Source organism: Methanocrinis sp., assembly GCF_049974945.1.
Classification (GTDB): domain Archaea; phylum Halobacteriota; class Methanosarcinia; order Methanotrichales; family Methanotrichaceae; genus Methanocrinis.
The window spans coordinates 1-10,156 of sequence record NZ_JBNGCU010000066.1 but is presented as its reverse complement, the minus strand read 5'-3'; the positions used below and the strand labels follow the sequence as shown (position 1 = coordinate 10,156).

Below are 10,156 nucleotides of genomic sequence, written 5' to 3'. Positions count from 1 at the left end.
CCTCCTTCTCCTCGACCCCGAACTCCAGGACGTCCAGAAACCAGAGATCCTCCCTCAAAGTCGCCTCGCTTCTCGCTATCTTCAGCCTCTTTTTGAAGAGGGGGCAGTCCAGGACCAGGGTGTGAAACTCGCCGTTCTCGCCGCAGGGGTCGATGGAAGAGTCGAGGGCCCGGAGGTCGGCGACGAACTTCTCGTCGATCTTTCTGCCCAGCCACTCCTCTCCCAGAAGGTCGGCCCTGACCGCGACCAGGACCACCTCAAACCCGGCGGCGACGACCTCTTCGATGATCTCCTCGGAGTCCATCCTCCAGATGGGCATCAGAAGCTCGATCTCCAGATCCTGGCAGATCCTCTCCACCAGCCGGTTGTGGGTCTGGATGTGGCCGAAGATGGCGGAATCGATCCACTCGCCCCTCTCACCCCTACCGTTCAGGTACCTGACGACCCTCTTGAACTCCTCCTCGTAGGATTCAAAGCCCCTTCGTATGAGGGGGATCTCCATCGCCTCGGCCTGGGCGGAGAGGAGGCCCGGGTCCACCTCGTGGGCCCCCTGCCTCTTCACGTTCCAGAAGCTCAGGAGATGGCTTACTTTCACGCCCTGCAAGATCGCCCGATAGGCCGCAAGGCAGCCGTCCTTCCCGCCGGTCCAGGAGACGACCGAAAAACCAAAATCCAGATCGCCCCCCTCCGGGCGGGATTCATCGCTCATGATCGCCCTTCTCCTCCGCCCCGATCGCCCTTCTTATCGCCAGGTCCAGGGCCCCGGCGGCGGACCGCAGCTCTTCGCCCCCTTCCACCTCGGCCTCCTCTCCCGCCCTCATCAGCAGCGCGAGGTCCCGGCGGAGGGGCCCCAGCCGAAGCTCGGCCGCCTCTCTTGGCAGGCCCTCCGCCTCGCCGACGGCCCTCTCCAGCCGGGCGAGCCTCCTCCATAGATCTCCTATCGATCCCGATTTCGGTCCCGACCCCAGGTACTCGATCAGGTCGGAGAGGGCGCCTGCCGCCCCCCTGCCGTGGTCGGTCAGATCGAGCCTCCGGATCCTCCCCTCGGGCCGGGAGCAGATCAGACCCTGCTCTTCCATTTCGGCCAGGATCTTTAGGGTGTGGGGGACTGTGGAGTCGATCGTCTTCGCCACCGCTGAAGGGTAGGCGGGGTCCAGGTCCCTGACAGCCAGAAGCGCCATCGCCGGCTTCTCCCTCAAAAAAAAGAACTCGGGTCCTCCTCTCATCCCATCAACCTCCGGCCTTCCGTCTCCGTCCTCTCCACGCTCCTCAACCGGAACAGAGATCACGCCCATCTTCAGAACGAAGAGACGTTTGCGCCCTCCGGAAGGTCCGGCCGGAGGACGGGGGCACCTCTCGCCTCCTGGGGTAGGACCACCACGACCGGCTCGTTGTAGCCGCCAAACCTCCTCACCTCCAGGGTCTCGAACCGGATCTCGAGGTCTTCGGGCGACTCGGGCGGCATCCTCAGGACCCCCGGCCCGGCGCTGTAGACCGTCGAGATCCTGCTCTCGGTGGGAAGGAAGGTTTCCTCCGAGGCCCAGACCGTCCAGTCCAGCTCTCTGCCCCTCTCGAAGAGTGCGCTCATATCGATCATCAGAGGTATTCGAGGGTCGACGGAGCTTATCTGCCCCAGCATGATCCCGTAGGCGGTGTCGTCGTCGGGGGTGACCTTCAGCCTGATCAGCTTTCGGCCTCCGTCCGTCTCATACCCCTCCACCGCCACCTCAGACCTCTCCATCATCTCCATCAGATGGGAGAGCTGGTCGATCTTCTCGATCCCCAACGCCGGGTCGGGCTGCAAGAGGCCGATCCAATCGTCCCCCATCTTCTGATAGAGGGTCTGGTTTCGGAAGTAGACCTCGACCGTCTCCTCGGCGGTCTCGTTCCCGGCCAGAGTCGCCCTCCTCGATCTGGAGACCTCCGCCGAGCTCTGGTCGCTGAGGTTGATCGCCCCCGTCCAGTGGAGGGATATCATCTCCCCCTCCAGGGACCCCTCGCCATCGAAGTTATGGAACTCGACGGTCTGGTCCATCTCGATCTCGAACCGGTAGGACTCCAGATCGCCGACCGCCTCTCTCATCCTCTCTTTGACCTCTGCACCCTCCGGTGCCGCCTGATCACCGATGCAGCCCGCAAAGGCCGCCGCCAGGACCAGCACCAGCAAGACTCTTCTCATCAGCTCCCCCCTTCCCCCACCATCTCGGCACCCCGTCCTTCGGCCTCCCTCAGGCAGAGCTCTCGAACTTCTCTCCGGTGATCATCTCGAAGAGCCTGATGTAGATCTCGCTCGTCTGGGATATCACGTCCCCGGGGAGGGGCGGTATATCCGGCTCGGGCTCGTTACTCTCCCTCGCGCCGTAGAGCCGGTCCTTGTACCCTGTCCTTCGGTAGTGCTGGCGGACGTACTCCTTGGAGAGGTCGACGAACTCCCCCTCCTCGTACTTCGCCCGGTCCCAGAACCGGTCCTCGTCGGCTGTCCCGTAGACGTCGACGACCATCAGGTTTCTTCCCTGGTCGAAGGCGAACTCCTTCTTCCCGTCGACGTGGATGAGCCCCCTCGGCTCCACCTCTCTTCTGATATCCTGGTCGATCTTGAGGACGGTCTCTTGAATCTGATCGTACTCCTGGGGCGATATCTGCGATATCTTCAGGGCCTCGGCCCGGTCGAGGAGCCGGTCGACCCTCTCGAGCTTCGTTGAGACCTCGATGTAGGGTTCGGGGAGGGGCTCGCCGTACTCCACCCTCCTGCCTCTCGGGAATCCGAGGTCCTGGGGCTTGACCTTCCCGGCCTCCAGCCGGTCAAAGATCGACCCCGCCGCATACCACCTGCATATGACCTCCAGGGGTATGAGGTAGTTTCCCGACCCCGGCCTGATCTTCTCTGGCTGGATCACGTCCGCCTTCTTGACCAGCATCCCGTTGGGGGGGAGAAACGTCTTGAAGTGGGTGGCGATACCCATCTTCTCCGCCCGCGAAAACCAGTGGACCCCCTCTCTGCAGAGCGTCTCCCCCTTGTGGGGGATGAGGCTGGGGATCACCTTGTCGAAGACGGATATCCTATCCGTGAACCTGAACTCCAGCTCCCGGCCGAGGTCGTAGACCTCCTTGACCGAGCCCATCCTCAAAGGCTTCCGTTCCATCGTCCTCCCATCTATCGGCAGGGGGATAACTCTTTTGCTGTCGATGCTTGAAAATACAAAAAGGAGGACGAGGTAGAGGGCAGATCGATCAGGCGAAGAAGCTGCTGTCTGCCGTGCCCGAGAGCTGTCGACCGTCAGAGCCGATCGCCTCGTACCTCCCCCGGATCGATCCCTCTTCGATCTCTAGGTCCAGAACGTAGAGACGGGATCCGTCCACCGGCACCATGTGGAGGACCAGGTCGTGGTCAGCAATCGATCCGCTGACGCCAACCGCGCCTTTGACGCCCCCTGTCGTCAGGCTCCCGGTCCCGAAGACGATCTCCCCTGATCGGAAGATGACGAGGTCGACCCTTCCGGTGACGTCCCCGGTGAGAGTCAGATCGACCCGGTTCTCTGTGCCCGATTCGATCCTAGCCCCTTCGGCGATCCCTGGCTCGAGTTCGTCGACGCCGTCGGCGTTCGAGCTCTGGTGATTGTCGGTTTTGGACTCGCTCTCCTCCTCGGTCTCGGATGCCATCGGCTCCACCGGCTCGTTGGCGTTCTGCTCCGGCACATCGAGATCGAAGCCGAGATCGCCTGCGCCGAGCCACTCGACGTTATCGGCGTAGCGGAGCCGAGGGCAAAGCCCCTCGGAATCTCCCAGGACAAAAGAGAATATCAATATAGAAAGCAACAGCATACTTAGGTATCTCATATCTCTCCAAACTCCTCTTAACGACGAAACTCACGATCTTCAAGACTCATTTCAGGCCGCTGCCGACCCGGCGGTGAAACTGCCTGCGATATCCGGAGGAGACCCCTCCCCGGTCTGGGCAGTACGGAGATGCGTGGCCGGAGTTGGGGTTCTGTACCCGGAGACTGTCCCGGACTCTGAGAGGCCCACAAGCCTGTAGATGGCGTAGCTCCCGACGAGGGGGCTCGTCGTGAGGTTCAGCCTGAACCTGATGAGGGTCGGATCGCCCAAGGTGACCGCGCGCAGATCCAGAATCTCGGAAGTCGCATACCCCGCTGCGGTGACCGTCCAGGTTCTGCTCCCCGAGGCCATGGTCCCCTCACCGAAGACCTCTCCGCCGGCCTGATAGAGGGTGAGGTCCAGTCTCCGGGTCTCCCGATCCGCAAGGAAGATCGTCCAGACTCCGGCGACCTCCGCTGGCGTCTGGCCAGGAAGGGCGGGCTCGATCAAACCGGTCTCGTTCTCGCCCGAGAGGTTCCTAATTCCGGCGATGTATCCCTCGGTATGATGAACGTCCACGATCCGCAGACTTCCGACTCCGAGCCATTCATCTTCGGTCGTCTCCTCCGCCGATGCCGGATACGCCGCCATGAGGAGCGCCGGTATCAACATGAGAATTATTTTCATATAATAAAATCCCCCCAGATATCAAACCAGATAAAAAAGTTGGAAGGACCGCACCCTCATCACTGAAGTCCGACACTTCCGATGCTGATCATGCCGGTGGATTCAGACGGCGCGGTCGTGCCAGATGAATAGAAGCGGTTCCCGTTGCAGTTTCCTGCCCAAAATGTACCATCCGAGGAGTAGGCGTTGTAAGGGCCGAAGATGCTGTTTTCACCCACGGTGGTCCTGAGCCTGTACATGGTGTTTCCGCCGACGGTGACCAGACGGAGGGACAGGTTGGACCCCTCTGTGAACCCTGCGGCCGTTATATCCTGGGAGTTGACCCCCGTGGTCATGACGCCCCTCCCGAAGACCTCGTTTCCGTACTGGTAAAGGGTGAGGTCGACGGTCCTGGAGGCGGTGTCGACGAGGTTCAAAGTCCATCTGCCTTCGACGTTCGACCAGGGCGACCCGGTGGTGGTCGGCGGTGTCGATACGCTGCTGTCGTCGGCGACGTCGGGGCTCATCCCGGTGGCGGGGTCGGTGTAGAAGAGGGACTCATCGCCGAAGGCCTCGCTCACGTCCTCTTTGATCCCGCTCCCGCTCGTATCGCTGAGGTAGTCAAAAGATGCTGCGGGGAAGGCAAAAGCCACCAATAAGATCAGCGGCAACATCAAAGCTTTTTGAGATCTCATTTATCGCAAACCTCCTTGCTCTTTATGATGATGACGAATTTGCCGGGCCGATCTGCCCGGACTTCTGATCTGCTCTTATCCTCTCCGCCCTCAGCTCTTCCGGGTGCCTGTTACGGTCCCGCTCCAGGCCGACCCGTCGCTCCCGTAGGCCGAATAGCTCCCGGAGACGAGATCTCCGGTCAGGGAGAGGTCGAACCTGTAGAGGGCTATGGAGTCGAGGGATACCAGGTCGAGCTTCAGATCGCTCCCCACGACCGTCCCGCTGGCCGCGGCCTGGCTCGCGGATTCGAGGCCTGCAGGCGGCTGGTTCAGCCAGTCGACCATCGAGCCGATACCCCGGTCCTCCGATGATGCGGCGCCGGCGGCGGAGCTGTCAGACGTTCCCATCACCCCTCTGCCGAAGACCAGGTCTCCCCTCTGGTAGAGGGCCAGATCTATAGATCGGGTGGTCTCCTCGGCCATGGCAAAGGACCATCTCCCCGAATAGTCCGACGGCTCGGCGGCGTTCGCGGTCTCTGCGAGAGGAGGCTGAGCCGCCGTCCCCGTCCCGCCTATGTCGTAAACCTCACGATCGGCTTTTGCCGTCGGCAGGGCGGCGATGCCGCCGTCGGTCTCGTCGACGTTCGTATCGTTCTTGCTGGCGCTGCCCGTCTTGGATAGGTAATCGGCCGTATGATGTATGTCCGATATCTCCAGTTCGTTGCCCAGCCAGTCCCCTGCAGCCGCGGCGGATACCAACGATATCAGGGCGGCCAGAGATAATAGCACTAGCTTACAGTTTATCATAGAACTTTAACCCCCGTTCTCCGATGATGGCTTTCTGGGTATAAAATTGTTCTGTTCTTCGGAACCGAGGCCGGTAGAGTTCACCCTTCCGGCTCGAATATGAAGGGGTGAGCCCGTCTGAAATCGGGGTCCTTCATCATGCAGCCCCCGGCCTTTCGCCGGAGCCACCGGTCCCGTCCCATCTCCCTCCAGATCTCCTGAAGGCTCTTCTCCCGGACGTTCCCAAAGGAGATGGGCATGTAGGCGCAGGGAAGGACGTCGCCGGAGGCGTCGACGTGAATCCACCTTCGTCCCGCAAAGCAGCCGAACATCTCGGGGCCGAGGAGGTAGGGGAAGGCGCTGACCCGGGGCCCCTCAGCCGAGCGGTTCTTCTCCTGGTGGAATCGACGGAGTCGGTCCACGTCCCCCTTGCTCAAGACCTCGTCGAAGTGGGACGACCACCTCCCCACCGCCACGATCTCGTAGAGAGAGAGCTCGTGAGCCCCCAGCTCCGCCGCCAGGTTGTAGGCGTCCTCCAGCTGGTCGATGTTAATGGGGGAGGCCACCATGAATAGGTCTGTCATCAGTCCTGCGGCCAGGGCATTCTTGACTCCCGAGAGGGCATCGGAGAAGGCCCCCTCTCTTCCTCGAAACCGGTCGTGCTTCTGAGGATCGGGGCTATCGATGCTGATCCTCACCGCGTAGAGGCCGGACCTCTTCAGAGACTCTGCCCGCTCCTCGGTCAGGCCGTAGCCGCTGGAGAAGGAGGTCGATATCGCCCTCTCGTCGACTTCGGCCACCAGCTCTGGAAGGTCGTGCCTGAGCATCGGCTCGCCCCCGTCGAAGGAGATCAGGTAGGATCCGAGGTCCAGGGCCTCGCCGATCACCCTCTTGATCTCCTCGGAGCCGAGGACCTCCCCCTTTCGGGACGGTGCGCTGCAGTGGAGGCAGTCGTTGGGGCAGGCCCGGATGATGGCGATGGAGGTCTGGTCTGGGACCCTCCTCCTGGTCAGGGCCGCCACCTGAGATGAGATCATACGGTCGAAGGCGGGGCTGGGGGCCGGGGGGATCCAGGTGGAGAAGATTATCTGGTCGGGGCCGGAGCTGATCGGCTTCTCGTTCTCGAAGGTCTCGTTGATCTTCCTGATGACGGGGCCTGCGACCCGGGAAAGGGTTCCCGTCGCCCGGAAGGCGATTCTGTCCCCTTCGGTCTCGGCCTCTATCTTCAGCAGCGGTTTTTCAGCGACTTGCATTCTTCTCCCCACTTATCTACGATGCTTCCAAGCCTCGCCTTGATCTTATCCTCTCCGCCGGCCTCGGCGAGGGCCCTCTTCGCGGCGCGGCAGTGGTCCCGGATCGCCTCGGCGCAGAGGGTCAATGTCGTCTCCGTCGAGTGATCCCTGCTGTAAATAACGGGAAGGGTTGCGGAGGTCTTCTCCGAGGACTTCCCCTTCTCTACGCCCAAAAACTCGTTCAGGTCGTCGGCGATCTGGTAGGCGAGGCCCAGGTGCATCCCGTAGCTCTCGAAGAGGGTGACGTCCTCTTCGTCGGCGCCTGCTATCAGGCATCCGATCTTGGAGGAGGCGGAGATGAGCGACGCCGTCTTCTTGCAGATGCAGAGGTAGTAGTCCTCGGGCCTGTTCCTGCTGGCGAGGTCCAGCATCTCCCCTTCTGACATCTCCATGCAGGCCTGGGAGAAGGCCTCGATCACCGGCCGGCTGTAGCCGGACATGAGGCCTATGGATCTGGATATGAGGTAGTCGCCGCAGAGGAGGGCCGCCCCCATCCCATACTTATGAAAAGCGCTGGCTGCGCCCCGTCGCTCTGTACCGCAGTCGAGGATGTCGTCGTGGACGAGGGATGCGGCGTGGACCAGCTCCATGGCCAGGGCGGCGTCCACCGATTCAGAGGCACTGCATCCGAACGCCTCCGAGGAGAGGACGAGGATGAGGGGCCGTACCCTCTTTCCGGGCGAGGTGAGGACGTACTTTATCACCTCGCCCAACCCCGAGCTGGGCAGGCTCTCCGTCAGCCCAATAAGCTCTCCGTTGACCAGATGGTACTCGTCCCAGGCCTCGAACATCTCAGAGGTGGTTGGCCGGGTCTATATTTAGGTGTTGCGAAACAGAACCGATGGTTGCGTCTTTTTCAATATCGCCTCTCCGGAAGAGGGGGGGTCGTCTCTCCCGCTTTTTCATAACATTTCGGTCCCTCTCTCAAGCGAGGTGGCCGAAGATCATAACGGTTCCAGATGACCCAAATCTTCGGGATAAGCCCTTCGAAGTTCGGATTGGACGCACAAAAGATATTATATTACATATGCAGAAGTTGGTGGGGATACTCATATGAAGCTGATTTGTGCACTCTCTTCGGCTCTGCTCCTCCTGCTCGGGCTGCAGGGGTCGGCCCAGACCCTGGCCAGCACCTTCGACGAAGGCGATGAAGGGTGGTATAAAGGCGGTGGAGCCCAACTATCGTGGCAGAGGTATGGGGGCGATCCTGGCGGATTTCTTCAGGTGGTGATAGAGGGGGACGGCTGGAGCTGCCAATCGCCGAAGTCCTGGTCTGGGGACTGGAGCCGTTATCTCGGTGGGGTTCTGAGCTTCGACGGAAGGCTGGTGGCGGCCGAGGGGCCGGAGCCTGATGGGAGCAGCGTGAAGATCGCGACCTCCGATGGTCGTCACCTGTCATCATCTTTTCCCTTGCCTGAGAGGTTCTGGACCGGTCGCGAGGTCGTCCTCAACGCCTCCAACTTCGGGGTCTCGGAGGTCGAGTTTCGGCGGGCTATGAGGTCGGTGGCCGGGATATCCATCGGAGGCTCCGGGACGGAGAAGAGGTCGATCATCGGCCTCGACAACGTCGTCGTCGCGCCGCCCTCGGGTCTGGACCTGGCGTCCGACTTCGATGAGGGCGACGGCGAGTGGAGGCCTGAGGGCGACGTCTCCGTCGCCTGGACGGCGATGGGCGGAAACGGCGGAGGTTTTCTCATGGGCGAAGATCTCGGAGACGGTAGCAGCTGGTACTATGCCTCGCCGCGCTCCTGGTCGGGGGACTGGACCCCTTACCTCGGAGGTTTTCTGAGCTTCGACCTTAAGATGATCGATTCGGGCCGGGGTGGGCCCTACGAGGCGGACCTGGTGAGGATCATCGGCTCTGACGGCTCGGTCGTCTCCGTCTCATCCTCCGAAGAGCTGCCGGCAGGAGCCTGGACCCGGCGCCGGATAGCCCTCACCCCCGCGACCTTCGAAACGACGGAGGAGGCCTTCTCGGAGGTTATGAGGTCTGTGGATCGGGTCGTGATAAGGGGCGAGTACTCCGATAGAGGCGACGTCGAGGGGATCGACAACGTGGTGGTCACCCCGCCCATCGCCACCGACCTGGTCAGCTCTTTCGATCTTGGAGACGAGGGCTGGAGAGAAGGCCGCGACGTCTCCATCTCCTGGAGCGAGGCCGGAGGAAATCCGGGCGGTTATCTTCTGGGCGAGGACCTGGGGTCGGGCCAGACCTGGTACTACGTCTCCCCCTCATCCTGGGCCGGGGACTGGACCCCTTACGTCGGAGGGATCTTGAGCTTCGAGCTGAAGGTGATCGATTCGGGAAACGGCAGCTCCATCTTCGGGGACGTGGTCCGCATCGTCGGCCGGGACGGATCTTATCTCTCCTGGTCCTGCGATCCGCCCGGCGGATTCTGGACCCGCCGCCAGGTCTCCCTCGTCCCGTCCTCCTTTCGAGAGGTTGGCGGGAGCTTCGACTCCATAATGAAAGACGTCTCGGAGATCTGGATAAGGGGCGAGTACAGCAATATGAGGGACGTCGGCGGTCTCGACAACGTGATGGTCACCCTGGGCCCCGAGGGGTAGGCTCGAAGGGGGCAGATCTCAGGCTTCTGGAGCCCTGTCCAGGGGGCGGAGACGGTCCGCCCTTCTTCTTCTTCGGCTGATAGGGCTGGCTCCCACCGCAAAGTTTTTGGCATTTCAGGCCGATATATTTTCGATATGATGGAACGAACTAGACGGTCAGCCCTCGGACTGATCTTTGCGGCTCTTCTTTTTTTGGCCTTACTGTCCGGGGCATATTGTCAGGGGGACCCCAACGAGCCGAACGGCGAGCTGGGGGACGCGACCTTGATCTCTATCGGAGCGGCTGGTGGAGGGGGCATCAGTCCGGCGGGGGACGTGGACTTCTACAAGTTCAAAATAGATGACCCTGGGATA

At 61.7% G+C, this 10,156-nt stretch carries 11 protein-coding genes; 1 reads left to right on the top strand and 10 read right to left on the bottom strand.

What is annotated here, in order from left to right; all coding sequences use genetic code 11:
* The 10 genes from ACP5EL_RS07420 to ACP5EL_RS07375 all read right to left on the bottom strand — a co-directional run.
* On the bottom strand, window positions 1–709 hold a 709-nt coding region (locus ACP5EL_RS07420), incomplete at its 3' end, for a diphthine--ammonia ligase (protein ID WP_428401881.1).
* The gene (locus ACP5EL_RS07415; RefSeq protein ID WP_428401880.1) at window positions 699–1,289 is read right to left on the bottom strand and encodes a hypothetical protein; all 591 of its coding nucleotides are present in this window, start codon (window positions 1,287–1,289) and stop codon (window positions 699–701) included. The genes ACP5EL_RS07415 and ACP5EL_RS07420, both read right to left, overlap by 11 nt.
* Window positions 1,290–1,297: 8 nt before the next feature.
* Window positions 1,298–2,179 carry a hypothetical protein gene (locus ACP5EL_RS07410; RefSeq protein ID WP_428401879.1) on the bottom strand — a complete coding sequence of 294 codons (882 nt, stop codon included), beginning with the start codon at window positions 2,177–2,179 and terminating at the stop codon, window positions 1,298–1,300.
* 49 nt (window positions 2,180–2,228) lie between these two features.
* Window positions 2,229–3,143 carry a phosphoribosylaminoimidazolesuccinocarboxamide synthase gene (locus tag ACP5EL_RS07405; RefSeq protein WP_428401878.1) on the bottom strand — a complete coding sequence of 305 codons (915 nt, stop codon included), beginning with the start codon at window positions 3,141–3,143 and terminating at the stop codon, window positions 2,229–2,231.
* 88 nt (window positions 3,144–3,231) lie between these two features.
* The gene (locus ACP5EL_RS07400) at window positions 3,232–3,822 is read right to left on the bottom strand and encodes a hypothetical protein (protein ID WP_428401877.1); all 591 of its coding nucleotides are present in this window, start codon (window positions 3,820–3,822) and stop codon (window positions 3,232–3,234) included.
* 66 nt (window positions 3,823–3,888) lie between these two features.
* Entirely contained in the window at window positions 3,889–4,503 is a 615-nt protein-coding gene (locus ACP5EL_RS07395; RefSeq protein ID WP_428401876.1) for a hypothetical protein, read from the bottom strand.
* A 59-nt stretch (window positions 4,504–4,562) separates the two neighbouring features.
* Window positions 4,563–5,135, bottom strand: coding sequence for a hypothetical protein (locus tag ACP5EL_RS07390; protein WP_428401875.1), 573 nt, complete (start codon window positions 5,133–5,135; stop codon window positions 4,563–4,565).
* 132 nt (window positions 5,136–5,267) lie between these two features.
* Window positions 5,268–5,963 (bottom strand): hypothetical protein, encoded by a 696-nt coding sequence (locus ACP5EL_RS07385; RefSeq protein WP_428401874.1) that lies wholly within the window; start codon window positions 5,961–5,963, stop codon window positions 5,268–5,270.
* Between the two features lie 80 nt (window positions 5,964–6,043).
* On the bottom strand, window positions 6,044–7,195 hold the full coding sequence (locus tag ACP5EL_RS07380; protein ID WP_428401873.1) for a radical SAM protein: 1,152 nt from the start codon (window positions 7,193–7,195) through the stop codon (window positions 6,044–6,046).
* A complete protein-coding gene (locus ACP5EL_RS07375; RefSeq protein WP_428401872.1) occupies window positions 7,168–8,025 on the bottom strand; it encodes a polyprenyl synthetase family protein in 858 nt (285 codons plus the stop codon). The genes ACP5EL_RS07380 and ACP5EL_RS07375 overlap by 28 nt, the downstream gene beginning before the upstream one ends.
* A gap of 262 nt (window positions 8,026–8,287) precedes the next feature.
* On the opposite strand from ACP5EL_RS07375, the gene ACP5EL_RS07370 reads away from it, so the two are divergent.
* Window positions 8,288–9,802: a laminin B domain-containing protein gene (locus tag ACP5EL_RS07370; RefSeq protein WP_428401871.1), complete on the top strand. Its 1,515-nt coding sequence runs from the start codon at window positions 8,288–8,290 to the stop codon at window positions 9,800–9,802.
* Window positions 9,803–10,156: the final 354 nt, after the last annotated feature.